Origin of the sequence: Jongsikchunia kroppenstedtii DSM 45133 (assembly GCF_000380485.1) — a bacterium.
In the GTDB taxonomy this organism is placed as follows: Bacteria; Actinomycetota; Actinomycetes; order Mycobacteriales; family Mycobacteriaceae; genus Jongsikchunia; species Jongsikchunia kroppenstedtii.
Genome location: NZ_AQYG01000042.1, coordinates 116,882 through 140,878, shown reverse-complemented (window position 1 = coordinate 140,878; position 23,997 = coordinate 116,882). Strand labels below are relative to the sequence as shown.

Genomic DNA, 23,997 nt, shown 5'->3' with positions numbered 1-23,997 from the left:
GAATCTTATCGTTTAGTGCAGCAATGCCGTCGCCACGGCCGCAATGCCCTCGCCACGGCCGGTCAGGCCGAGGCCGTCGGTCGTCGTCGCGGACACCGATACCGGGGCGCCGAGAATGTCGCCCAGCGCCCGCTGCGCCTCGTCGCGTCGCGGCCCGATCTTGGGCCGGTTGCCGATCACCTGCACGGCCGCATTGGTGACGCCGTAGCCCTCCGCCTCCAGGAGTTCGCGGACATGGGCCAGCATTCGTGCGCCAGTCACCCCGGCCCACTCGGGCTTGTCGGTACCGAACACCGCGCCGAGGTCGCCGAGCCCGGCCGCCGACAGCAGCGCGTCGCACAGCGCATGCACCGCGACGTCGCCGTCGGAATGCCCGGTGCAGCCATCGGCATCGTCGAACAGCAGCCCGGCGATCCAGCACGGGCGACCCGGTTCGATCGGGTGGACGTCACTACCGATGCCGACACGCATACATCTGCTCCTCATCCATTCGACTAGACACGACCCGGCCCAGGCTCATTCCGCCACCAAGACCCGCTCGGCGGTGCGCAGGTCCCATTCCGTGGTGATCTTGAAGGCCAGCGGGTCGCCCGCGACGACGCGCACCGCGCCGCCCATCGCCTCCACCAGTCCCGCGTCGTCGGTGGCTACATCGTCCAGGCCGTTCTGGGCGTAGGCACGGCGCAGCACGTCGAGGCGAAATCCCTGGGGCGTCTGGATGGCCCGCAGGCCCGATCGCTGTGGGGTGCCGGTCACGCCGCCGGCGGCATTCACGGTCTTGATGGTGTCCGCGACCGGAATTCCGGGGATCGCACCGGCCCAGTATCGGTCGCCCGCGGCGGCGACCACGCGCTCGAATACCGCGGCAGGTGTCAGACAGCGGGCGGCGTCATGCACCAGCACGATGTCATCGGGGTCGCCGTCGGTCAGGGTCTGCAGGCCGGCACGCACCGAATCGATGCGCTCGGCTCCGCCCGCGATCACCCGAACCGATTCGGGAACCAGCGCCGCGGTGGCATCGACTAGATCGGCCGGCACCATCACGACCACGCGGTCGACCACGCCCGACGCCAGCACACCGGACACGGCCCGGGTCAGCATCGGTCGCCCGCAGACGTCCACGAAGGCCTTGGGCTCGTCGGCGCCCAGACGAACGCCCCTACCCGCTGCGGGAATCAGGGCAGTGACGGTCACTTCCGGCGACTCCCGATTGGTTCGGGGACTCAGGAGGCCGCGGCCAGCACCTCGTCGAGAATGCTCTCGGCCTTCTCGTCATTGGTGTTCTGCGCCAGCGAGAGCTCGTCCACGAGCACCCGGCGCGCCTTGGTCAGCATCCGCTTCTCGCCGGCGGACAGGCCGCGATCCTGCTCACGACGCCACAGGTCGCGAACGATCTCGGCGACCTTGATGATGTCGCCGGTGTTCAGCTTCTCCTGGTTGGCCTTGAAGCGGCGGGCCCAGTTGGTCGGCTCCTCGGTATGCGGCGCACGGAGCACCTCGAAGACCTTGTCGAGGCCTTCGTCGCCGACGACGTCGCGAACACCGACGTACTCCAGCTTCGAGGAGGGGATCTGGACGGTCATATCGCCATCAGCGACTTTAAGAACCAGGTACTCGACCTGCTCGCCCTTGATGGTGCGAGTCACAATGTCGTCGACGCGAGCGGCACCGTGATGGGGGTACACAACGGTGTCACCAACTTTGAATTTCAATGCTCCATGCCCCTTTCGATGTCCTAAGTCTAACACGGGACCGAACAACCCCTTGGGCAACGGTGCAGGTCAGCGGTACCGCAGGTGCATTGCATGGGTTGACGAGGGTGCCGAAATGTGCTGTGGGTCGCACCATTTCGCAGGATTTTTCGCCGGGTTTGCCACCCCAGCGCCTACGACCGCACCTCGCCCACTACGCTCCGTAGTGAAGCCGCACGGGGTCACATCCGCCGACCCGGTAGCGAGCCCCCGGAGCCCTAAACCGCTGTTAGGGCCCTGACCGCCGAAGGAGCATCCGGTGCCAACCACATCTCGTCGTTCCGCCAAGGTTCGCGTCGCCACGGGAGTGGCGGCCGCTGCGATCGCCGCCGGCGTCATCTCCGGTACCGCCGCCTGCGGCGCGGGCCAGATCTCGCAGACCGCGAACCAGCAGCCTGCGGTCAACGGCGGCCTGGCAAGCCTCAAGCAGCTCGCCGTGCGCGACGCGCAGATCGTCTACCCCGCCGAGAACGGCGACGCGCTCCTGCAGGCCGGTGGCCCGCTGCAGCTCTTCGTGGTGATCAGCAACGGCAGCGCCACCGACAAGGACACACTGACCTCGATCACCGCGCCGAGCGGCTCGGTCGCCCTCAGCGGTACCACCGACATCGCCCCCGGCAAGCGACTGACCATCGGCAAGCCCGCAGGCGTCACCTCGGCGCCCGCGGCGGTGGAGGGCAACACCACCGCGACGGCGACCCTCACCGGTATCAGCGACATCCGCTCGGGTCTCACCGTTCCGCTCACCTTCCACTTCGCGCAGTCGGGCGACGTCACCGTCCCGACGCCGGTCGGCCTGTCGCCGACGCAGCCGGTGCCCGCGAGCCAGACCCTCATCAACGTCCCCTGGGGCGGCGAGCACTGATCGCCGACCGGCCGGTCGATCTCTCGGCGGGTCGCTTCGCTGTCACAGCCACGCATTAGCCTGCGCGCATGGCCAAACCCCGGTCCACATATCGCTGCGACGCCTGCGGCCACACCCCCGCCAAATGGGTCGGCCGCTGCCCCGAATGCGGCGAGTGGGGCACCGTCAATGAGTCGGCCGCTCCGGCGGCCGTAGCCCGATCGACCGGCGCAACTGCGGCGATACCCGCGACGGCCGCTCGGCGGATGACCGAGATCGACGCCAAGACCAGCCATGCGCATCCGACCGGCGTCGGCGAACTCGACCGGGTCCTCGGGCGCGGCATCGTCCCCGGCTCGGTGGTGCTGCTCGCCGGCGAGCCCGGCGTCGGGAAGTCGACCCTGCTGCTGGAGGTCGTCAAGCGCTGGGCCCATGGCGGCCGGCGGGCGCTCTACGTCACCGGCGAAGAGTCGGCCGGCCAGGTGCGGCTGCGGGCCGAGCGCACCGACGCGGTCCACGAAGAGGTCTTCCTCGCCGCCGAGTCCGATCTCGCCACGGTGCTCGGCCACGTCGAGCAGGTCCAGCCGACTCTGATGGTGGTCGACTCGGTGCAGACGATGACGGCCGGACACGCCGAGGGGGTCACCGGCGGCGTCACCCAGATCCGCGCCATCACAACGGCTTTGACGTCCCTGGCGAAGAACTCGGGTGTCGCCGTCGTGCTGGTCGGACATGTCACCAAGGACGGCGCGGTCGCCGGGCCGCGGTCCCTGGAGCATCTGGTCGACGTGGTGCTGGCCTTCGAGGGCGACAAGCAGTCGTCCCTGCGTATGGTCCGCGGCATCAAGAACCGTTTCGGCGCCTCCGACGAGGTCGGCTGTTTCGAACAGCGCGAGAACGGGATTCACGAGGTTCCCGACCCGTCCGGGCTGTTTCTGTATCACCGCGACGGCGAGGTCGCGGGCTCGGCGATCACGGTCGCGATGGACGGGAAGCGAGCACTGCTCGGCGAGGTGCAGGCGCTGGCCGCCGACTCGGCCCTGGCCAGCCCGCGGCGCGCGGTCAGCGGGCTCGAATCAACCCGGGTGGCAATGGTTCTCGCAGTGCTCGACACCCTGCTCGGCATCCGGACCGGCAAGCAGGATGTCTACGTCTCCACCGTCGGCGGGATGCGGCTGCACGAGCCCGCAGCCGATCTCGCCACCGCCCTGGCGATCGCGTCCATCGTGCGCAAGAAGGCCCTCCCCCGCTCGACCGTCGCGATCGGCGAGGTCGGGCTGGCCGGCGAAGTGCGCCGGGTGACGGCGATCGGTCAACGCGTCGCGGAGGCCAAGCGGCTGGGCTTCCGGCACGCGATCGTGCCGCACGGCTCGGACAACCTGCCCAAGGGCATCAAGATCACCGCCGTCAAGGACATCTACGAGGCCTCGCGGGCCGCGGTGGCCACCGAGAACTACGACTTCTGAGGCCCTCCGGCGTCAGGCCTCAGGGAGCCTGGATGTCATCCATCTCGACGCGCTGCTCGTAGTGGTCGGCGCGCTGGCTCAGCGCATACGAGTCCTTGAAGTGCCGCTCCGGCTGCACGGTGATGAAAAGCGCGTGCGCGCGTGCGACCTCGACATCTCCCGAGTACGCGATCGACTGACTGTAGAGCTTCCGGCCGACCTGGCCGAGGACCTCCGACTCGAACCGCAGCTCGGTGCCGAGCAGGATCGGCTTGGCGAAGTCGATCTCCAGATGCGCGGTCACCGCGATGACCCGCATCAGCTTCAGGCACAGACCCATGGCCTCGTCGAATGCGGTCGACAGGATGCCGCCGTGGATCACGCCCGGCCCGCCCTCGAACTTCGGCTCGACGGTGAACGTCGCCGAACAGTCGATGCGGTCGCCGGCCACCGCGGTCATGTGCAGCCCGGTCGGGCTCTCGGGCCCGCAGCCGAAGCAGGTCGGGTTATGCGGACGGATCTGCTCGCCCGGCGCGGCCGCACGTTCATGCCTGGTCGGCGGGACGGCGTCGGCGGGCACGATAAAACTGCTCTTCACAAGAAGCTAATCTAAGCCAATGACCGATCCGGCCTCCTCGGCACTCGATCCGACTTCGATGTCGACCGCCGAGCTGCTCCGCTCCGCGATTGCCCGGGTGGCCCCCGGCACGCCCCTGCGCGACGGGCTCGAACGCATCCTGCGCGGCCGCACCGGCGGACTCATCGTCCTGGGCCACGACGCCGAGGTGGAACGGATCTGCGATGGCGGATTCCGGCTCGACGTCGCCTTCGCGCCCACCCGGCTGCGGGAGCTGTCGAAGATGGACGGCGCCGTGGTGCTGTCCACCGACGGCAATCGCATCCTGCGGGCCAACGTGCAACTGGTGCCGGACCCGTCGATCCCGACCGAGGAATCCGGCACCCGGCACCGGTCCGCCGAGCGGACGGCGATGCAGACCGGCCACCCGGTGATCTCGGTCAGCGCGTCGATGTCGATCGTGCGCGTGTACATCGGCGGCGAACGACACATCGTCGAGAGCTCGGACGCCATCCTGTCCCGCGCGAATCTCGCGGTGTCGACGCTGGAGCGCTACAAGACCCGCCTCGACGAGGTCAACGCCCAGCTGTCGCGCGCCGAGATCGAGGACTATGTGACCCTGCGCGACGCCATGACGGTCGCACAGCGGATGGAGATGGTGCGCCGGGTGTCGCTGGAGATCGACCAGTACGTCCTGGAGCTGGGCACCGACGGTCGCCAGTTATCGCTGCAGTTGGAAGAGCTTTTGGGCGACAACGACTCTCAGCGCGAGCTGGTGGTCCGCGACTACTTCGCCTCTCCCGAGGCGCCCGGCGCCGAGGAGGTCCGACTGGCCCTGGAGGCCATCGAATCCCTGTCGGACACCGACCTGCTGGACCCGACGAACCTGGCCGGCGCCTTCGGCTATCCCATGACCATCGACGCGCAGGACACGTCGATGAGTCCCCGCGGCTACCGCCTGCTGGCCCGCGTGCCGCGCCTGCAGTTCGCGCATATCGATCGCGTCGTGCGCAATTTCGGTTCGCTGCAGTCGCTGCTGGCGGCTACCGCGTCGGATCTCCAGGCCGTCGACGGCATCGGCAGCATCTGGGCCCGCCACATCCGCGAAGGCCTGTCTCGCCTTGCCGAGTCCAGCATCGAGCGGTTCGATTAGACGGCCCAATCGCCGCCTGCCTGCGTTCTCGGTCGGTCAACATAGCTTCGCTATTGTCGACCTCCCTCGGCCTTGGCAGATCGACGATTGCCCTCGTCTAATACCTACGCGCCGGGGGGAATCGGGGCCGCTGCGACGTTGAAGGTGATGGGCGCGCTGAGCTTCTCGCCGAGCTTGCCGACCGCCTGGTAGCTGCCCGGGCCGATCTGGGTCCGATTGCCCTGGCAGCCCGGCGCGCTGGTGGTGCCCGACCACGCGATATTCGACTTGAACTGCTGGCCCGGCTGCAGCACCTGGTTGTTGACCTGCGCGATCGGCGCACAGTCGCCGGCCGACCAGATGTACTTGGTGCCGTCGAGCGTCCGGACCGTCACGTTCTGCATCGACTGGCCGACGTCGCGCGTGCACGCGGTGGCCCCGGCGTTGGTGACGACCATGGTGAAGGTCGCCTTGTCGCCGACGACGTAGTCGGGCTTGTCCGAGTACAGGACCACCGAGATGTTCTGATCCGGGCACAGGCCGCTGGCCGGAACCGCGGCCGGCGTGGGGCCACCGCTCGGCGCGGCCGAATCGCTCGACGCCGGCGCACTGCTGTCGCCGGGCCCGGTGCCTCCGCCACTGACGCCGCCGTTCTGCCCGTCGCTACTCGGCGCGGCCGACGGCAACGTGGTGCTCGGGCTGACGGACTGGGCGTCGTTCGCCTGCTTCGGCTTCGAGCCGGATCCCGACGCCGCCCAGAAGATCAGGCCGACGACCACTGCGACAACGACAACCGCCGCACCCACCGCGGCGACACGACGACGCCAATACACCTCTGGCGGCAACGGTCCCTGCGGTTCAAACACGCAACCCACGCTAGTTGCCGATCGGCCGCGGGAGTGTTATCTAGGGCGGCGTGTCGAGCGTGCCTGACTGTGAATTGGGTCGCGATCGCCGGAATCGGCGTCCACGTCGCCGCGGTTCACCGCAGATGGTCGGCCAATTGCCCCTGTTTGCCGAACAATTCGGCGGTCCAGGTCTCCAGGATCTCGGTGTTGTCGAAGTCGTCCGGATGGAATCCCGGCCGATTGTAGGCGCGCAGCCGGCGGATCACCGAACGCTGGAGGAACGGCGAATGCCGCAGCGCAGCAAAGCTTTTTGCCGTCCGGATCGGGTTGTAGGTCGCGCGATCGCCGAGCATCGACAGCAGCGTGTGGATGATCGTGGAGAGCGTGAAGAAGAACGTGGTCCGGCGCATCGCCCAGATTCGGGTGCGTTCGCTGCCGCCCGTGGCGCGGAAGACGTCGAACGCCACCGCCCGATGCTCGGACTCCTCCAAGGCATGCCAGAGCAGCAGCGATCGAACTTCGCCGTCGCCCAACAGTTCCTGCGCCTTCGGGTCGGTGAGCAGCACCTCGGCCAGCGTCGCAGTGTAGTGCTCCAGGGCGGCCGTCGTCGCGAGGTTGTAGTGCGGTCCGAACAGCCGCATCTGCATCGCGAGACCGCGCTTGACATCCCGGTCGACACGGCGGGTCGGATAGCCCATCTGCTGCAGCCGCTCGTTGAGCGCTCGGTGCTCGCGTCCGTGCGTCACCTCCTGGCCGGTGAAGCCCGCGACCTGCTGCCGCAGCACCGGATCGGTGATGTCGTCGGCGAAGTGCCGCACCGATCGGACGAAGAAGTCCTCGCCCTCCGGGAACATCGCCGACAGCACCGCGACGACATGGCTCATCACCAGGTCGCCCTGCACGTAGTGCTTGTCCATCGACCCGCTCGGATAGTTGAACTTGATCCGGCGGGTCTTGATCACTCGGTCGTCGCTGGGATGCGGATGCGCCATGGCTTGCTCAATCCGGTCACGTAGGGGGCATTACTGACTCTGTGACCAATAGCCTACTGCGGCTCCGGCGCGACCGCCTTCCCTTCCGCGGACGGCTCCGACTAGACGCCGGCGGTGGCGTCTTCGCCGATGTCGCCGATCGCATCCTGCAGCACGATCCGACCATCGGCGAGCGTGTAGGTCAGGCAGACAATCGCGACCTCGTTGTTCTTGACGCGCTCGGCGATCTTGCTGCTGCGCTGAACCAGCAGCTGGGCGGTCTCCTTGACGTGCTTGGCCACGAATTCGTCGACCTGCGCCAGACCTGCCTGCCGACCGGCCAGCACGCTCGGCGCCACCCGCTCGACCACGTCGCGCAGGTAGCCCTCGGGCATCTGCAGGGAGTCGAGCGCCTGCACGGCCGCGCCGACGGCGCCGCAGCTGTCATGCCCGAGGATCACGATCAGCGGGGTGCTCAACACCTCGGTCGCGAATTCGAGCGAGCCCAGAACCGACGAGTCGATGATGTGGCCCGCGGTGCGGACCACGAACATGTCGCCGAGCCCCTGGTCGAAGATGATCTCGGCCGCGACTCGCGAATCCGAGCAGCCGAACAGCACCACATGCGGGTTCTGGCCCGCCGTCAGCCGCTCGCGCGTCTCGATACTCTGGCTCGGATGAATCGGGTTGCTCGAAACGAAACGCTCGTTACCCTCTTTAAGGTTCTGCCACGCCTGTGCCGGAGTCGGATTAGCCATGACTGACACTATGCCGCACGCCGGGTCGGCCGACGTCGCCGCAGCCCTTCTCGGCTGGTTCGATTCCGCTGAGCGGGATCTGCCGTGGCGCCGAAAAGGAGTGTCCCCGTGGCACATTCTGGTCAGCGAGATCATGCTGCAGCAGACCCCCGTCGTTCGGGTGCAGCCGATCTGGGAGCAATGGGTGCAGCGCTGGCCCACCCCGTCCGCGATGGCCGCCGACCCGGTCGGCGACATCGTGCGCGCCTGGGGGAAGCTCGGCTATCCGCGCCGGGCGATGCGACTGCATGAATGCGCCGGCGTCCTCGCCGAACGCTTCGATGACACGGTCCCCGATGACGTCGACACCCTGCTGACGCTGCCCGGGATCGGCGACTACACCGCCCGAGCCGTCGCCTGCTTCGCCTACGGCCAGGCGGTGCCGGTGGTGGATACCAATGTGCGTCGGGTGATCGCCCGAGCGGTGCACGGTCGGGCCGAGCCCGGCAATCCCAGCAAGACCGACCTCGCCGACGCGCGGTCGCTGCTGCCGCCGCAACGGCGACGGGCGGCCCGCTTCTCGGCGGCGCTGATGGAGCTCGGGGCCCTGGTGTGCGTCGCCCGCGAGCCCCGGTGCGAGAACTGCCCGTTGCGCTCCCAGTGCCGATGGCAGCAGCTGGGCCGACCGGCGCACACCGGGCCCGCGCGCAAGGTGCAGAAGTTCGCCGGAACCGATCGGCAGGTGCGCGGCCTACTGCTGGATGTGTTGCGCGACAGCGACTCACCGGTCGAACGCGCCCGACTCGACCAGGTCTGGCCGACCGATCCGCACCAACGGATGCGGGCGCTAGACTCGCTACTGACCGACGGTCTCGTCGAGTTGACCGCGGCCGGCCGCTACGCCCTCCCCGGCGAGGGCTGATCCACTGGGGCGCGCCACCGTCAGCCCATCCAGGAACGCTTCGACCGCACCGCGATAGATCTGCGGCGCATCGTCGTGCAGCAGATGACCGCCCTCGACCGTCAACAGCGTCGCGAATTCGTTGGTCTCGGCCATCGTCCGCATCTGTCCTTCCGGAGTGACGCCGCCGGAGGCCTCGATGAGCAATGCCGGCACCCGCACCTGCTGCCACTGCTCCCAGAAGTCCCGCTCGCCCCACCGCTCGGCGATATCGGCCCAGACCGACAGTTCGCCGTGCAGCCGCCCGTCGTCGAACGCGTCGTAGAAGTACTCGCCGGCGATCGGCCCGAACATCTCGACCGCATGCGCCAGACCGTCGAACCGGTCGGGCCAGGTGGCGAACCACGGTTGCCATGTCCCCGTGGTGCGGCCCCGGAAGTCCGGGGCCATGTCCTCGACGACGATCGCCGCGACCAGCTCCGGGTACTCGGCCGCGGTGCACCATGCATGCAGCCCACCCATCGAGTGACCGATCAGGACTGCCGGACCGCGGTCGATCACCGTCAGCACCTCGGCGATGTCGGCGACGAATCGTTCGTTGGCGATATCGTCCGGCCCCGTCGCCTGGTCGGCCCCGGCGCCCCGATGGAAGGCGGCATCGATGGTGAACACCCGGCCATAGCTGCGCAGCCACGGAATCTGCCGCCGCCAGGTGCGGCCGCGCCCCATCAGCCCGTGCAGCAACAGGATCGGCGGCCCTTCGCCGCCATGGTCCTCCGCGATCATGCGCCCAAGGCTACGGTGGGCCTCATGGCTGTTGTGAAAATAAATGCGATCTCCGTTCCCGAGGGTGCCGGGCCCGAACTCGAGAAGCGCTTCGCCAATCGCGCCCACTCCGTCGACGGCTCCAAGGGATTCCTCGGCTTCCAGCTGCTGCGGCCCACCAAGGGCGAGTCGCGCTACTTCGTTGTGACGCAGTGGGAGTCCGAAGAGGACTTCCAGGCCTGGGCCAGCGGCCCGGCGCGCGCGGCGCACGCCGGCGAACGCCAGAACCCCGTCTCCACCGGAGCCGAACTCCTCGAATTCGACGTCGTCCTCGACGCCAGGCCGACCTCCTGAGCCGCGGCCGGACATGCACGTCCGTCGACGTGCGTGTCCGGTCAGCGAACTGGACGTTGGGTGCAGAATTGGAACGTGTTCTAGTATCGGGTGAGGTACACCACACCGATCTGGAGGACACATGACGGTCGACGCCGCACCCACCACGGCCCGCGATTACGACAAGCTGTATATCGGCGGACAGTGGGTTCAGCCGCATTCCACACAGACCCTTGAGGTCGTTTCCCCGGCCACCGGTCAGCACTCGGGATCGACCCCGCTCGCCGATGCCACGGACGTCGACACCGCAGTGAAGTCCGCTCGCGCCGCGTTCGAGTCCGGTGTGTGGCGCGACAAGACCCCGGCCGAGCGTGCCGCGGTGGTCGCGAAGGTCGCCGATCTGATCAACGAGCGCGAGGCCGAGATCGCCGCGGTCATCACCAGCGAGATGGGCGCCTCGCCGTCCACCGTCAACATGCTGCAGGTGCTGCCGGCGACCGGGGCGCTGCGCGCCTACGCGGAGGCCGCGGCCGCCTACCCGTGGACCGAATACCGGTCGGGACTGTTCGGCCAGACCAAGGTCACCCGCGAGCCGGTCGGCGTCGTCGGCGCCATCATCGCCTGGAACGTCCCGCTGTTCCTGCTCGCCAACAAGCTGGGCCCGGCCCTCACCGCCGGCTGCTCGGTCGTCCTCAAGCCGGCACCGGAGACCCCGTTGTGCGCCAACGTGATCGCCGAGCTGTTCGCCGAGGCCGGCCTGCCGGACGGCGTGCTGTCGATCGTTCCGGGCGGCGCCGAGACCGGCCAGGCCCTCGTCGATCATCCCGACGTCGACAAGATCACGTTCACCGGCTCGACCGCGGCCGGCCGCAAGATCGCCGCCGCCTGCGGCGAATCGCTCAAGCGCTGTTCGCTGGAGCTGGGCGGCAAGTCCGCCGCCATCGTCCTCGAGGACGCCGACATCAACTCGCTCGCGGGGATGCTGGTCTTCGCCGGCCTGATGAACACCGGTCAGGCCTGCGTCGCGCAGACCCGAATCCTGTTGCCGCGCAGCAAGAAAGAAGAGTTCACCAATGCAATCGTCGGCGTGGCGTCCGCGATGAAGCCAGGCCTGCCGGACGACGAGACCGCGCAGCTCGGCCCCGTGATCACCGCCAACCAGCGCGACAAGATCGAGGGCTACATCCAGGCCGGCAAGGACGCCGGCGCCACCGTCGCCCTGGAGGGCAGCCGTCCCGAGGGCCTGGAGGGCGGTTACTACCTGAGCCCCACGGTCTTCACCGACGTCACCAACGACATGAAGATCGCCCAAGAGGAGATCTTCGGTCCGGTACTGTCGATCATCGACTACGACACCGAAGAAGAGGCGATCAAGATCGCCAACGACTCCGACTACGGGCTCGCCGGCTCGGTGTGGACGTCGGACGTAGAACACGGCATCGAGATCGCCGCACAGGTGCGCACCGGAACGTACGGCGTCAACTGGTACGCGATCGATCCCGGATCGCCGTTCGGCGGGTACAAGAACTCCGGCATCGGCCGCGAGAACGGCCGCGAGGGCCTCGAGTCGTACCTCGAGCACAAGTCGGTCATCCTGCCGATGGGTTACACCGTCGAAGGCTGATCACTCCGCTGATCCAAACGAATACGGCCCGCCGAGGAGATCCTCGGCGGGCCGTATCTCGTTGTGCGCCTGTAACCGTCGTTACGGCATCTCGTTACGGTCCGGACGTGGGCGCCGGCGGCGCCTCGGTCGGCTGCGGCTGCGGCTGCTGCGACGGTGTCGGCTGCCCGGGCGTAGCCGATCCCCCGATGGCGGGATCGGCGTTAGGCGGCGTCTGCCCCTCCGGCTGCAGCGACTTGTTCACGGAGTCATCGCTGATCTTCTCGATCCCGCTGACCTTCCACTTGCCGCCGTCGCGCTTCATCTGGAAGATCAACCGGCTCGCCTGGATATCGACGAGCTGGTTGTCGCCCCGGGTGATCGACTGGTTCATGAAGATCAGCAGTGTCGCGGAATTCTTCGATGAATCCTGCACGCCCAAGCCCTGGATGGCCAAGTTGGAGCTGACGTTGTTCTTCTTCACGATCAGCACCATGTTCTGATCGTTGACCAGCTCACTGAACTGCTTCGCGGCATCACCGACGACCAGCCCCTTCGCCGTCGCGACGTTCTTGTCGACGGTCTTCGGGTCGTAGCCGAACATCGACTCGGCGGCCAAACGCGCTGTGGCCGTGGCGTCTCGAGCGTCGTTGGGGCCCCGGCGGGCGTCGCTGTAGCGAATACCGGTGACGGTCAACGCCGCCGCCGCAGCTACCAGCAGCAGCACGGCCACGCCGGCAACGATCCAGGTGCGTGCGCCACCGCTCAGTCGGCCCCGGCGGGCCACCGGAGTCGTGCGCGCCGCCGAAGTCTTGGTATCCGCAGTCTCGGTATCTGCAGCCGTGTCCGCGTCGGCGTCGCTGTCCGCCGGGGTCGACGTGTTCTGGCCCGTCGCGTCGTTCTCGCCCGTCACGTCGTTCTCGTCAGGCATATCGGTCTCGTCGCTCACTACGTCACCCACTGCATGTCGGTCACCTTGAGCTGCCCGTTGATCTTCGTCACGACCAGCTTCCAGCGGAAGCTGTTGAGCAGCGAATCCTTCGGATCCTGCGGCGAGGTCGCCTGGTAGCCCGACACGATGAGCACGGTCGCCGAGTTCTTGTCGGCGATCGGCTCGTTCTTGTCGTCCCGGGCGACTGCCGCGGCGATGATGGTGCCCTTACTCGAATAGCTGTACTTCTGAACGGCGGAGACGAAACCCGGAAGGTTCGTCTGCATCTGATTCAGCGCGCCGCCCGACAGGTTGTCGAACACCTGCTTCCCCAGCTGGTCGACATTCTGCGGATTCAGCGTCGTGAGGTTCACGACGATCTGCTTCGCGAAGTCGACATACTGCTGCTGCGAATCGTCCTTGGAATTCAGGCGATTCGTGGCGGTCGCGAACAGCACGGCGCCGACGATCATCGCCACCAGCGCGACCGAGGCGAACACGGCGACGATCGCCAGCACCATCCGGCGGCCGCTGCCTCGTGGACGTACCGGCGCCTGCGGTCTGGTCGGCGCCGCCCGGCGGCGATCCCGGTAGTTCGGCGACGCCGCGAGCGACGTCGCTGCTTCCTCGACATCCGAGTCGGTATCCGCGGTTTCGATATCCGCCGGCTCGAAGCCGTCATCCGCCGCTTCGGACGCCTTGTCGGCCTGGCCCGAGCCCGACTTCGCGGCACCCGCGGCCGCACCGCGCTGCCGCTTGCGGCTCGGCTTCACCGGACGAATCTTCGCCGCGGCCGCCTTCGCATCCCCAATCAGTTTCGCGTCGCCAGCCGGCTTCGGGGAATCCGTCGAAGCCGTATCGGCGCCGTCTGACTCCCCGCTCACCTGCGGTTTCTTACTGACTTCGGACGATTCACCACTCAGTTCAGAGTCGATGTGATCAGACTCTGCCATCCAGAGTTGCCTCCTTGCGCCTGTGCACCATCGGTGCCGAGGCCTGCGTTGTACGTCTTGCCGTCCGGTCCAATGTAGTCACCGGTGGCGGGGTCATACGTCGTCGCGTACACGGCCGGACTACCGTCGTCGGCGGCCGGGTTCGCTTCGGCGACCATCCCCTGCGGCGGCGGATTGGTCGGCGCCGGCAGCACACCGGGAATGCCCTTCGGGAAGGCGTACTGCTGCTGGTTCAGCGGCTTGTACCCGTCGCGGCACTCGGCCGGTGTCGGGGCCCGCCGACCGGGGAACTCGGCACACGGGTAGTTGCGCGCACCACGAACCGCCATCGGCGAGTCGTGGGCGACGCGGCACAGCAGGCCCGGCGGCAGCTCGCGCGCCGGATCGGGGCCGGAGCCGCGGCGTTCGGAGGCCGGCAGGAAGCCGATGGTGCAGCCCGGCGGATCCTGGAAGCTCGGGACGTTGAACGACACCTTGGCGCCCTTGCGGGGATCGCCGTTGTTGACCGCCGAGATCAGCGTGCCCATCAGCCGCGGGTAGAGCACGAGGATCTGCCTCAGGTTCGGGTGATAGATCGCCATCGTCTTGGCCGAGACGCTCAGGTTGTCGATGAGCAGCGGCAGCGTCGCCTGCATTCCGGAGAACAACTGCTGCGACTGCTTCTCGACGCCCGGCCCCTTCTGCAGGATCTGCTGCACCTGCGGATCGTTGGCCCGGATCTGATCGGTCACCTTGAGTACGTTGCCGGTCCATCGGCGGATGTCGCCGTTGGTGGTGCTCTGGCTCTCCAGGAGCGGGGCGGCCTGATCGACGAGCTTGGTCACCACATCGACGTTGCGATTCGCCTCGCCGACGAAGAGGCTCATCGAATCCAGCAGCCGCTGCAGATCATCGCCGGTGCCGTTGAACGCGGTGAAGGCCTCGTCGACCACGGTGCGCAGCTGGCTGTTCTGCAGGGTTCCGACGAGATCGTCGGCGCGAGTGAGCATCGTCCTGATGTCGGTCGGAACCGAACCGGTGACCGTCGCGCCGTCCTTCAACTTGCCTGACGCCTCGCCGTCGGGGGCGCCGAAGTTGACGTACTGCTCACCGATCGCCGACACGCTCTCGACGGTCGCGGGTGCGTTGGCCGGAATCTTGGCGCTCGAGTTGATCGACAGCTTCGCCTGCACGCCGTCCTGCGTCAGGGTCACCGACTTGACCTTGCCGACTTGGACGCCGCGGTAAGTGACATTGGCATTCTGGTAGATGCCGCCGGTACTCGGCAGCTCCACCTTCACCTGGTAGCGACCCAGCCCCAGCATGCCCGGCACATGCATGTACATGGTCGCCATCACGATCAACGCCACGATGCCGATGACCGCGAACGCGATCAGCTGGCCACGAACGAACGGTGTGATTCTCACTTGCCACCCCTCGTAGTGTCGGGCGTCGGAGCGGTCAGCACGGCGTTGCCCGAGTTGGGCGTCAGGTACGGCTGGATCGGCGCGGTGAACGGATCCGAGTTCTGCTTCGCCGCACCGGCGTTCCCGAGGATGCCCTCGGGTCCGATATGTGCACCCACCGCGGCGAACAGCTCGCTGTTCAGCCGGTCCCACGTGAGATTCAGGTTGATCTGCAGGTTGGCGTAGTCACCACGAATGATGTTGGGAATAGCCGATTCCTTGAACGGGAACGTCAGCAGGATACCCAACGACGTCGCGAGCGACGGACCCGCGCCCTGCAATTGGTCGACGACCGGCTCCAGGTTCGACACGATGGTGCGGATGTCGTCGCCGTTCGCCTTCAGGATGTCATCGGCGGTCCGCGACAACGTGCTCAACGATCCGAGCGCATCGGTGAGATGCACCCGCTGGTCGACGAGCAGTTGCAGGATCTTCGGGCCGTCGTTCAGCGCGCGCTCGATCGTGCCGTGCTGCTGATTGAGCGTGCCGCTCAACCGATTCAGTCCGTCGATCGCGTCGATGATGTTGTCCTTCTGCGACGACAGATCGGAGACGACGGTGTTCAGCCGCGGCAGCAGGTCGCGAACGACGTCGGCACGGCCGGCCAGGGTCTGGTTCAGCTCGTGCACGGTATCGCCGAGCTTGGAAAGGCCGCCGCCGTTGAGCATCACCGACAACGAGCTCAGCACCTGCTCGGTGGTCGGGTAGGTGCACTGCGCGATCTCCTGCGCGGAGTTGATGTTCGGGATCGGCTTCTGCCCGGTCGGTGCCGAAATCTGATCCTGCTCGGGACATTTCGCCAGCGGGATCTCGTCGCCGCCCTTCATGAAGCCGCCGGTCGCATGCTCCGGCTGCACGATCTCCAGGTGCAGCGAGCCGAGCGCACTGGTCATGCCGACCATCACGTACGAGCCGACCGGGACCTTGGTGCCCTTCTCCAGACGCAGGGTGACGTCGGCGGCCCAGTTCTTCACACTCATGTGGCCGACGCTGCCCACGGTCGCGTCGTCCATCATCACCGGCGCGTTCTCGACGACGTTGGCGGCGCTCGGGATGAGCGCGGTGATCTTGTACGAACCGTCGCCGGTGCCCTTGGCGCCGGGGATCGGCATCGAGTTCAGTCCCTGAAAGGCACAACCGGATGTGGTCAGCGCGAGCGCGGTCACCCCGGCGGCCGCGACGAGGCGAATACGGTTGCGACTCCCCCGCGGGCCGGAGGCCGGACGATTGATCACTGTCATCAGCGCGCTCCCCGCGGAAGAATCAGGTCCGACAGCTGCGGCGGCAGCACGCCGGCGTTGCGGCCGTCGATCCCCTGGTTCTGCAGCGCTTCGCGTTGCTGTGCGCGCCGCTTGACATCGTTGTTCTGGTAGGTCACGTCGTTCGGCGTGCCGTTGATCCCGACTATCGGGTTCAGGACGAACGGCGGATAGGACACGGCCATCGTCGTCAGCATCGGACCCAGCCTGTCGACGCATTTCTGCGCGTCCCCCTGCTGGCCCGGGCGATCGGCGCCGGCGATGGAGCCGCAGATGAGGTCGATCAGGTTGCCGCCGTTGGGCAACGAGAACACACCCATCAACGCGCCCTGCAGCGGTGCATAGATGTTGTAGAAGTTCTGCAGCTGATTCGGTGCGGAATGCAGCAGCCCCGAGATCTGCTCGTTCTTGTCCGACAGGATCCTGGTGAAGTTCGACAGCTTGTCGACGGTGTCATCGAGGGCCCCGGAATTGTTGCCCAGGAAGCTCTTCAGATCCGTCAGTGCCGTCGACAGGTTGTTCATCGCCCCGTTGAGCTCCGGAGTGTCATCGGCCAGCACCTGGCTCACCGATGCGATGCGGCCGTTGAACTGCACGAGCTGCTCATGGCTGCCCGAGAGCGCATTGGTCAGCGCCTGCAGGCTGCGCACGGTGGCGAACAGATCACCGCGGTTGTTGGACAGCGTGCCCAACACGGCCGCGAGGTTGTGAATCGACGCATTGATGTCCGCGCCGTTGCCGTTCAGGTTCTTGGCCGCGGTGCTCAGCGTCCGATCGGCCAGGCCCGGGTCGGTCCCGTTGGGGCCCAAGGTTTCCGACAGCTGCGTCAGCTGCGTCTTGATCTGGTCCCATTCGACCGGCACCGCGGTCTGCGACATCGGGATGTCTCCACCGTCGCCCAGCTTCGGGCCGCCGTCGTAGGCGGGATTGAGCTGAATGAACCGGCCGGACACCAGGTTCTGCGCGACGATGACCGCTTTCACGTTCTTCGGCACGTCGACGTCGTCGTCGACCTTGAACTGCACCTTGACGTCGCCCGAGCGCGCCTTGATGGCGGTCACCTTGCCGACGGGCACGCCGAGCACCTTGACCGGGTCACCCACGTAGAGCGCATTGGTCGTGCTGAAGTACGCCGTATAACGCTTGTACGCGAGCTGCTGATAGCTGAAGTACACGATCACCGCGACGAGCACCACCGCGACTACCGCGATCAGCGCGATGGCCGTCTTACCAAGCCGGCCAACAGCATTCATTCCAGGAACATTCATCGCGATCACCTACCCGGCTGTTGGTACGTCGGGGCGGGCGTGGTCGCCGACGGTCCGCCCACGCGCGGCAGCGGCAGGTTCGGCTGCGGTGTGGGGTTGGTCGGCGCCGGGTTGTTCGGCGGTGGCATCGTCGCGGCCGGCGGCTGGATGCCGAACTGGTAGGTGACCGCGTTGAGGAAGGCCTGGAATGCCTTGGGGTACTGCTGCTCCAGCAGGTTCAGCACCACGTCGCTGTAGTCACCGATCGTCGGGATCGCCGCGAACGAGTTGAAGTACGGGCCGGATGCCACGGCCTCGCCGAGCTGGTTGGCGTACGGGCCGAGCTGATCGATGGTCTGCCGCAGAGCGCCATCGTTGTGCTGCAGGATGTCCACCACGCCGTTCAGCTTGTCGAGCACCGGCTTCAGCTGCGCGTTGTTGTCCTGCACGAAACCACTGAGCTGTGCAGTGACATTCTTGATACCGCTGATCAGCTGATCGAGCGCAGTCCGGCGATCCTGCACCACTCCGAGAAGCGAGTTGGCGTTCACGAGAAGCTGATTCACCTGGTTGCTGCGATCGCGCAGCACACCGCTGACGTCGTTCGCCTTCTGCAGCAGCTGCGACAGCGCGTCGTCGCGATCGGCGATGGTCTTGGACAGCCGGCTCACCCCGTCGACCGCGCTGCGCACCATCGGCGGGGTGTTCGCGAATGCGGTGTTGATCGAGTCCAGCGCCTCGGTGAGCTGCTTCTTGTCGGTCGCCTGCAACGTCGACGTGGTCTGGTCGAGCGCATCGGTCAGCGTGTAGGGGGCCACCGTATTGCTGTTCGGGATGGTCCCGCCCGGCTTGAGATGCGTTGTGCCATCCGAATTCAGCGTCAGGTTGCGGCGACCCAGGACCGTCTCGGTCTTGATCCGCGCCTGCGTCAGGGTGCCCAGCTTGATGGTGTCGCTGACGTTGAACACGATCTTGACCTTCGGCCCGTCCGAGGTCCTGGCCAGCTTGAGCGACTGCACCTTGCCGACCTCGACGCCGGCCACGACGACGCTGTCGCCGGGCGCGAGCCCGCCGGCGTCATCGAAATACGTCGAGTAGACACTGCCGTTCGACAGGAACGGCAGCCGATCCATCTGCAGCGCAACGATCATCACCAGCACGGTGACGACGACGCCGATGATGCCGATGCGGGCACGGCTGGGCTCGCCGTGCGCGCGCCGGCGTGCGTCGTCCGCCTCGTCGGTGGCGGTGCGCCTACTGCGGAACAAGGGGCTCATTGGGTGGTCCGGCACCTTCCGCCGTCGGCCTGGCCGTGCGGGCCGTCCGAGTTGTCGTTCACCGACGTCCACAAGACCTCGGGGCTACCCGGCGCCGAGAAGTAGATGTTCACCTTGCAGATGAACACCTGCAGCCAGGATCCGTAGCTGCCGACGTTGCTCAGCGCGCGGAAGTCCGCAGGCAGCCGCGGAATGAGCGAGTTCAGGTAGGGCTTGGCGTTCAGCAGGTTCTGCGACAGCTGACCGGTCTTGGTGATGGTCGACTGCATATCCGGCCGGATGTCGGCGAGCAGCGACGACAGATCATTGGTCACCTGCGACGCGTTGGTGATGGCGTTGCCGATGGTGTTCTTCTGCGAATTCAGCCCGGTGATGAGCTGCTCCATCAGGTTGACCGAGCTGTCGAAGCCAGACCGATCGTTGTCGATGGTGCCCAGCAGCTGGTTCAGGTTGTCGATGACCTGACCGACCAGCTGATCGCGATCGGCCAGCGAGTTGGTGAATGTCGCTGTGCTGGAAAGCAGTTGCGTCAACGCGGGGCCCTGGCCCTGGAACACGTCGATCAGCGACTGCGACAGCTGGTTGACCTCGTCCGGCTGCAGGGTCTGGAACAACGGCTTGAAACCGCCGAGCAGGCTGTCCAGATCGAGCGCCGGCTGTGTCTGCGATTCCGGAATGGTCGAGCCCTTGGGCAGCATCTGATCCGGGTCGCCTTCGCCCTGCTGCAGCTCGAGATACCGGTCGCCCGTGAGGTTTTCGTACCGGATCAGCGCCCGCACCGACTTCGGCAGCGGGTATTTCGAGTCGACATCGAACTCGATCTTCGCCTGGTTGTCGTGGGTGACGTCGATACCGGTGACCCGACCGACCTCGATGCCCGCGATGCGCACCTTGCTGCCGGTCTTCATCTCCGAGGCACTGGTGAACAACGCCTTGTAGCTGTTGGAAGAGCCGGTGCGGAACTGGCCGAACACCACCACCAGGGCGGCGAAGATCAACAGCATGACCACCGCGAAGACGCCGATCTTGATCGACGTGTTCCGGAACTCGCGCTGACGGGGGGTGCTCATCGGTTGCTGCCTCCCGAGTGCTGGGGCACCTCGAACAGCAGCCCGAAGAGCTTCGTCTTGTCGAAGCGGGCCGTCATGCGCGGCTGGTAGGGCATGTTCGCGTTGTCGGTCACGTAGAAGTCCGGCTTGGCAGTCGAGTTCGGATTGCCGAGGGGGTCGGCGCACGAGGGCGGGCCGTCGGCGTTCACCTTGGGCAGGTCATTCGGATAGGTGTACATCGAGGTACCCGGCAGGACACCGGTGTCGAGCTGCAACGCACCGCTGCCCTTGCCGAAGATGATGTCCGCCCGCGGCGACTGCACCAGCGACGCGGTGGCGGTGAGGAAGCACTTGAAATCCGCCGACTGATACCCGAGCAGCTCCGCGGTCGGGTTCAGGTTCGACAGCATCGAAATGATCTGCGCCTTCTTCGGCGCGATGATGCCGTTGATCGTGTTGGCCATGCCGGTCGCGTTCACCAGGATCGCGTCCAGGTTCGACGAGTTGTCGCGCAACGTGTTTCCGGTGAACACCGCATCGTCGATGATCCGGGTCAACTGCGGCGCCACGTCGGCGTAGGTCTGCATCGTGATCCCGCCGGCCTCGATGTCGCGGTTCAGCGAATCGAGATGCCGATTGGTCTTGCCGAGGAAGTTCGACAGGTCCGACAGGCCCTGCCCGATCTGATTTCCCTTGCCCTCCAAGGCCGTATCGACCGCCGTCAGCGTCGCGTTCAGCTTCTCCGGCTCGATCTTGGCGAGCACGTTCACCAGTCGCTGGTAGAGCGTGTTGAGCTCGACCACCACGTTGGCGCCCTCGATCGTCGCACCCGACCGCAGATGGTTCGGCGAGGCGTTGTCCGGGATCACCAGGTCGACCGACTTGGCGCCGAAGACGGTGTTGGACTCGATCTGCGCCTGGACATTCGACGGCAGCCGATGCATCTGGTCGGAGTCCACCGACATCTTCAGCTTGACCCTGCCGTCATCGGTCGAATCGATCGACTTGACGTGACCGATGACGACGCCGCGCAGGCGCACCTTGGCGTCCGGGTTCATCACCAGGCCGGCGCGGTCGGCGACCAGGGTCACCGGCGACGTCGACGCGAAGACATTGAAGAACTGCGCCACCGACAGCACGGCGATGGCGACGAGCGCGATCACCAGTCCGGTGGCCGCGAGCTTCTTTGACGTGGGGGAACGATCGACTCTGCGCATGCCTACCCCGACAGGTTGAACTTTCCGTCGACGCCATAGATGGCGAGCGACAAGAAGAGCGTGATGCAGACGACGACCACGAGCGAGGCGCGCACGGCGTTACCGACCGCGATGCCCACGCCGACCGGGCCGCCGCTGGCGTTGTAGCCGTAGTAGGTGTGAATCAGCATGACGGCGACCGCCATACAGATGGCCTGCACGAACGACCACAGGATGTCGCTCGGTATCAGGAAGGTGTCGAAGTAGTGGTCGTACACGCCGCCCGACTGCCCGTAGAGCCACACGGTCGCGAATCGGCTGGCGAGAAAAGAGGCAACGGCCGCAAGCGAATACAGGGGGATGATCGCGATCATGCCGGCCACGATCCGCGTGCTCACGAGGTACGGGACCGACGCGATCGACATCGATTCGAGCGCGTCGATCTCCTCGCTGACCCGCATGGCCCCGAGCTGCGCGGTGGCGCCGGCGCCGATCGTCGCGGCCAGGCCGATGCCGGCGATGACCGGAACGGCGATGCGCACGTTGATGAATGCCGAGAAGAAGCCGGTCAGTGCCTCGACGCCGATGTTGGCAAGCGAGCTGTAGCCCTGGACGGCGATGGTGCCGCCGGTGAACAGGGTGAGGAAGCCGACGACCACGACGGTGCCGCCGATCATCGCCAAAGCGCCTGAGCCCATCGAGATTTCGGCGATCAGTCGCAGCGTCTCGCGCTTGTACTGACGTACCGCGCGTGGAATGGCGACAAGTGCGTCCCAGTAGAAGAACGCCTGATCGCCGACCTTGTTCCAGGCCTGGCCGAACTTCTTGGCCGCCACACGGCCAGAGCGTAGTCGCACCGTCTGCGGAAGAATCATGTGTCAGCCCCCACCGGCTGCGGCCGGCTCATCCGGCCGTCGCTTTCAGGCCGACTGCGGTGACGACGACGTTCACCACGAACAGCGCCATGAACGAATAGACGACGGTCTCGTTGACCGCGTCGCCGACGCCCTTGGCGCCGCCCTTGACGTGCAGGCCGCGGTAGCAGCCGACGAGTCCGGCGAATAGGCCGAACAGTGCGGCCTTGACCATTGAGATGACGAGCTCCGGAAGCCCGGTCAGCAGCGTCAGGTTGGCGATGAATGCGCCGGGGTTGACGTCCTGCAGGTAGACCGAGAAGACGAAGCCGCCGCCCAGGCCGATGGTGCAGACGAGGCTGTTGAGCAGCACGGCCACCAGGGTCGACGCGATGACGCGGGGAACCACCAGCCGGTGGATCGGGTCGATGCCGAGCACCTGCAGCGCGTCGATCTCCTCGCGGATGGTCCGGGCGCCGAGGTCGGCGCAGATGGCCGTGGCGCCGGCACCGGCGACGATCAGCACGGTGACGATCGGGCCGATCTGCGTGATGGTGCCGAGCGCGGCACCCGCGCCCGAGAGGTCCTGCGCGCCGATCTCGCGCAGCAGGATGTTCAGGGTGAAGCTGACCAGAACGGTGAAGGGGATCGCGACCAGGACGGTCGGGACCATGGATACGCGGGCGATGGCCCAGCTCTGCTCGACCGTCTCGCGCATCTGAAACGGCCGACGCAGCAACGCGCGTGCCGCGTCCACACCCAACGCAACGAAATCACCGGCGGCTTCGAACGGCGTGGCAAGCCTGGAACTCACGCACCACTCCTTACACCGGTGAATACGAACGACGGACGTGTCCCGCGCCTACCGCCTGGCAAACTTAACATGTGTCCAACTCGCCTAGGCGCGTCAAAACCAAGCAAGTGCTTGGTGGCTGATTCTGAAAAGATAGTACCCGGCCATCAATCCGCGAGCGCTGCCTTTGCGGAAAAGCCTTCCTCTAGGTCGCGCTCAGAAAAATAGCTGGTCAAAGCATCGGATAGGGCCTCGCGGTCCCAGGCGTCACCGTCCGCGGCAAACCGTTGGGCAACCGTTGGCGCGGCCATCAGAGTCACCTGTGGACCGTAGACGACGAAGACCTGTCCGGTCACGTTGGCCGACTCCGGACTGGCCAGATACTGCACGAGCGTGACGACGTGGTCGGTGGACAACGGATCGATGCCATCGGTCGGCGCATCGCCGAAGACGTTCTCGGTCATCGCGGTTCGAGCGCGCGGGCAGATCGCGTTGGCGCGCACACCGTACTGACTCAGGGCGCGCGCCGCAGACAGCGTCAGCGCCGTGATGCCCGCCTTGGCGGCGCCGTAGTTGGCCTGGCCGGCCGGGCCGAGCAGGCCGGCCTCCGAGGACGTGTTGATGATGCGGCCGTAGACCGGTGCGCCGGCCGCCTTGGACTGCGCGCGCCAGTAGGTCGCCGCATTGCGGGTGAGCAGGAAATGACCGCGCAGATGGACCTTCATGACCAGGTCCCACTCGTCGTCGGACATGTTGAAAAGCATCTTGTCGCGGGTGACGCCCGCGTTGTTCATGACGATGTCGAGACCGCCGTGCTCGGTGGCCGCCGTCATGATCGCCGTCGCAGTGTTCGAATCGGAGATGTCACCGGCCACGGCGACTCCCTTGCCGCCGACCGCGGCGATCTGGTCGAGCACGTCGCTCTTGTCCAGCGCGCCCGCCAGGTCGTTGACGACCACCGTGGCGCCCAGCTGGCCCAGGCCGATGGCCTCGGCACGGCCGAGGCCCGCGCCGGCTCCGGTGACTACCGCTACCCGTCCGGACAAATCGCTCATCAGTGTGCTCTCCCTCACGTCGTGCGCTCGA

25 protein-coding genes are annotated in these 23,997 nt (G+C 66.6%); 6 read left to right on the top strand and 19 right to left on the bottom strand.

Annotated features, from left to right (window positions below; translation table 11 throughout):
• Positions 1 to 12 precede the first annotated feature (12 nt).
• From ispF to G341_RS0106805, 3 genes are read right to left on the bottom strand one after another with little or no spacing between them, the layout of a single operon-like run.
• The gene (ispF, locus tag G341_RS0106815) at positions 13 to 471 is read right to left on the bottom strand and encodes a 2-C-methyl-D-erythritol 2,4-cyclodiphosphate synthase (RefSeq protein ID WP_018178368.1); all 459 of its coding nucleotides are present in this window, start codon (positions 469 to 471) and stop codon (positions 13 to 15) included.
• 45 nt (positions 472 to 516) lie between these two features.
• A complete protein-coding gene (gene ispD / locus G341_RS0106810; RefSeq protein WP_018178367.1) occupies positions 517 to 1,194 on the bottom strand; it encodes a 2-C-methyl-D-erythritol 4-phosphate cytidylyltransferase in 678 nt (225 codons plus the stop codon).
• 29 nt (positions 1,195 to 1,223) lie between these two features.
• Positions 1,224 to 1,712 carry a CarD family transcriptional regulator gene (locus tag G341_RS0106805; RefSeq protein WP_026303341.1) on the bottom strand — a complete coding sequence of 163 codons (489 nt, stop codon included), beginning with the start codon at positions 1,710 to 1,712 and terminating at the stop codon, positions 1,224 to 1,226.
• Positions 1,713 to 2,010: 298 nt separating this feature from the next.
• On the opposite strand from G341_RS0106805, the gene G341_RS21285 reads away from it, so the two are divergent.
• Together G341_RS21285 and radA are read left to right on the top strand one after the other, a co-directional pair.
• Entirely contained in the window at positions 2,011 to 2,616 is a 606-nt protein-coding gene (locus G341_RS21285; protein WP_155826821.1) for a copper chaperone PCu(A)C domain-containing protein, read from the top strand.
• A gap of 68 nt (positions 2,617 to 2,684) precedes the next feature.
• Positions 2,685 to 4,061 carry a DNA repair protein RadA gene (gene radA, locus G341_RS0106795; protein ID WP_026303340.1) on the top strand — a complete coding sequence of 459 codons (1,377 nt, stop codon included), beginning with the start codon at positions 2,685 to 2,687 and terminating at the stop codon, positions 4,059 to 4,061.
• A gap of 19 nt (positions 4,062 to 4,080) precedes the next feature.
• On the opposite strand, the gene G341_RS0106790 is transcribed toward radA, so the two are convergent.
• Positions 4,081 to 4,638: a PaaI family thioesterase gene (locus G341_RS0106790; protein WP_018178363.1), complete on the bottom strand. Its 558-nt coding sequence runs from the start codon at positions 4,636 to 4,638 to the stop codon at positions 4,081 to 4,083.
• Positions 4,639 to 4,657: 19 nt separating this feature from the next.
• Between G341_RS0106790 and disA the strand changes: the two genes are divergently transcribed.
• The gene (gene disA / locus G341_RS0106785) at positions 4,658 to 5,770 is read left to right on the top strand and encodes a DNA integrity scanning diadenylate cyclase DisA (protein ID WP_018178362.1); all 1,113 of its coding nucleotides are present in this window, start codon (positions 4,658 to 4,660) and stop codon (positions 5,768 to 5,770) included.
• 104 nt (positions 5,771 to 5,874) lie between these two features.
• Here the strand turns inward: disA and G341_RS0106780 are convergent, their stop codons facing one another.
• From G341_RS0106780 to G341_RS0106770, 3 genes are all read right to left on the bottom strand, one after another.
• Positions 5,875 to 6,615, bottom strand: a complete 741-nt coding sequence (locus G341_RS0106780; RefSeq protein WP_026303338.1) for a hypothetical protein — start codon at positions 6,613 to 6,615, stop codon at positions 5,875 to 5,877.
• Between the two features lie 116 nt (positions 6,616 to 6,731).
• Positions 6,732 to 7,589 (bottom strand): metal-dependent hydrolase, encoded by an 858-nt coding sequence (locus tag G341_RS0106775; protein ID WP_018178360.1) that lies wholly within the window; start codon positions 7,587 to 7,589, stop codon positions 6,732 to 6,734.
• A gap of 101 nt (positions 7,590 to 7,690) precedes the next feature.
• Positions 7,691 to 8,326: a carbonic anhydrase gene (locus G341_RS0106770; protein ID WP_018178359.1), complete on the bottom strand. Its 636-nt coding sequence runs from the start codon at positions 8,324 to 8,326 to the stop codon at positions 7,691 to 7,693.
• Between G341_RS0106770 and G341_RS0106765 the strand changes: the two genes are divergently transcribed.
• Positions 8,325 to 9,227, top strand: a complete 903-nt coding sequence (locus G341_RS0106765) for an HhH-GPD family protein (protein ID WP_245556930.1) — start codon at positions 8,325 to 8,327, stop codon at positions 9,225 to 9,227. The genes G341_RS0106770 and G341_RS0106765 overlap by 2 nt on opposite strands.
• Here G341_RS0106765 and G341_RS21280 read toward each other — a convergent pair.
• On the bottom strand, positions 9,162 to 9,992 hold the full coding sequence (locus tag G341_RS21280; RefSeq protein ID WP_018178357.1) for an alpha/beta fold hydrolase: 831 nt from the start codon (positions 9,990 to 9,992) through the stop codon (positions 9,162 to 9,164). The genes G341_RS0106765 and G341_RS21280 overlap by 66 nt on opposite strands.
• Positions 9,993 to 10,016: 24 nt before the next feature.
• Here G341_RS21280 and G341_RS0106755 point away from each other — a divergent pair, with 24 nt between their 5' ends.
• Both G341_RS0106755 and G341_RS0106750 read left to right on the top strand, forming a co-directional pair.
• The gene (locus G341_RS0106755) at positions 10,017 to 10,325 is read left to right on the top strand and encodes an antibiotic biosynthesis monooxygenase family protein (RefSeq protein ID WP_026303344.1); all 309 of its coding nucleotides are present in this window, start codon (positions 10,017 to 10,019) and stop codon (positions 10,323 to 10,325) included.
• A 121-nt stretch (positions 10,326 to 10,446) separates the two neighbouring features.
• On the top strand, positions 10,447 to 11,928 hold the full coding sequence (locus G341_RS0106750) for an aldehyde dehydrogenase (RefSeq protein WP_018178355.1): 1,482 nt from the start codon (positions 10,447 to 10,449) through the stop codon (positions 11,926 to 11,928).
• A 94-nt stretch (positions 11,929 to 12,022) separates the two neighbouring features.
• Here the strand turns inward: G341_RS0106750 and G341_RS21275 are convergent, their stop codons facing one another.
• From G341_RS21275 to G341_RS0106695, 11 genes are all read right to left on the bottom strand, one after another.
• On the bottom strand, positions 12,023 to 12,868 hold the full coding sequence (locus G341_RS21275) for a hypothetical protein (RefSeq protein WP_155826820.1): 846 nt from the start codon (positions 12,866 to 12,868) through the stop codon (positions 12,023 to 12,025).
• A complete protein-coding gene (locus tag G341_RS0106740) occupies positions 12,856 to 13,722 on the bottom strand; it encodes a hypothetical protein (protein ID WP_018178353.1) in 867 nt (288 codons plus the stop codon). The genes G341_RS21275 and G341_RS0106740 overlap by 13 nt, the downstream gene beginning before the upstream one ends.
• 35 nt (positions 13,723 to 13,757) lie before the next feature.
• Entirely contained in the window at positions 13,758 to 15,197 is a 1,440-nt protein-coding gene (locus G341_RS0106735; protein WP_018178352.1) for an MCE family protein, read from the bottom strand.
• Positions 15,194 to 16,477 (bottom strand): MCE family protein, encoded by a 1,284-nt coding sequence (locus G341_RS0106730; RefSeq protein ID WP_018178351.1) that lies wholly within the window; start codon positions 16,475 to 16,477, stop codon positions 15,194 to 15,196. The genes G341_RS0106735 and G341_RS0106730 overlap by 4 nt, the downstream gene beginning before the upstream one ends.
• Positions 16,477 to 17,763, bottom strand: a complete 1,287-nt coding sequence (locus G341_RS0106725) for an MCE family protein (RefSeq protein ID WP_245556929.1) — start codon at positions 17,761 to 17,763, stop codon at positions 16,477 to 16,479. Before G341_RS0106725 ends, G341_RS0106730 begins: the two co-directional genes overlap by 1 nt.
• 5 nt (positions 17,764 to 17,768) lie before the next feature.
• Positions 17,769 to 19,019, bottom strand: coding sequence for an MCE family protein (locus G341_RS0106720; protein ID WP_018178349.1), 1,251 nt, complete (start codon positions 19,017 to 19,019; stop codon positions 17,769 to 17,771).
• The gene (locus tag G341_RS21270; RefSeq protein WP_018178348.1) at positions 19,016 to 20,089 is read right to left on the bottom strand and encodes an MCE family protein; all 1,074 of its coding nucleotides are present in this window, start codon (positions 20,087 to 20,089) and stop codon (positions 19,016 to 19,018) included. The genes G341_RS0106720 and G341_RS21270 overlap by 4 nt, the downstream gene beginning before the upstream one ends.
• On the bottom strand, positions 20,086 to 21,285 hold the full coding sequence (locus tag G341_RS0106710) for an MCE family protein (protein ID WP_018178347.1): 1,200 nt from the start codon (positions 21,283 to 21,285) through the stop codon (positions 20,086 to 20,088). Before G341_RS0106710 ends, G341_RS21270 begins: the two co-directional genes overlap by 4 nt.
• A gap of 2 nt (positions 21,286 to 21,287) precedes the next feature.
• Positions 21,288 to 22,139, bottom strand: coding sequence for an MlaE family ABC transporter permease (locus G341_RS0106705; RefSeq protein WP_026303337.1), 852 nt, complete (start codon positions 22,137 to 22,139; stop codon positions 21,288 to 21,290).
• A gap of 28 nt (positions 22,140 to 22,167) precedes the next feature.
• Positions 22,168 to 22,932: an MlaE family ABC transporter permease gene (locus G341_RS0106700; RefSeq protein WP_026303336.1), complete on the bottom strand. Its 765-nt coding sequence runs from the start codon at positions 22,930 to 22,932 to the stop codon at positions 22,168 to 22,170.
• A 146-nt stretch (positions 22,933 to 23,078) separates the two neighbouring features.
• Positions 23,079 to 23,966 (bottom strand): 3-oxoacyl-ACP reductase, encoded by an 888-nt coding sequence (locus tag G341_RS0106695; RefSeq protein ID WP_018178344.1) that lies wholly within the window; start codon positions 23,964 to 23,966, stop codon positions 23,079 to 23,081.
• Positions 23,967 to 23,997: the final 31 nt, after the last annotated feature.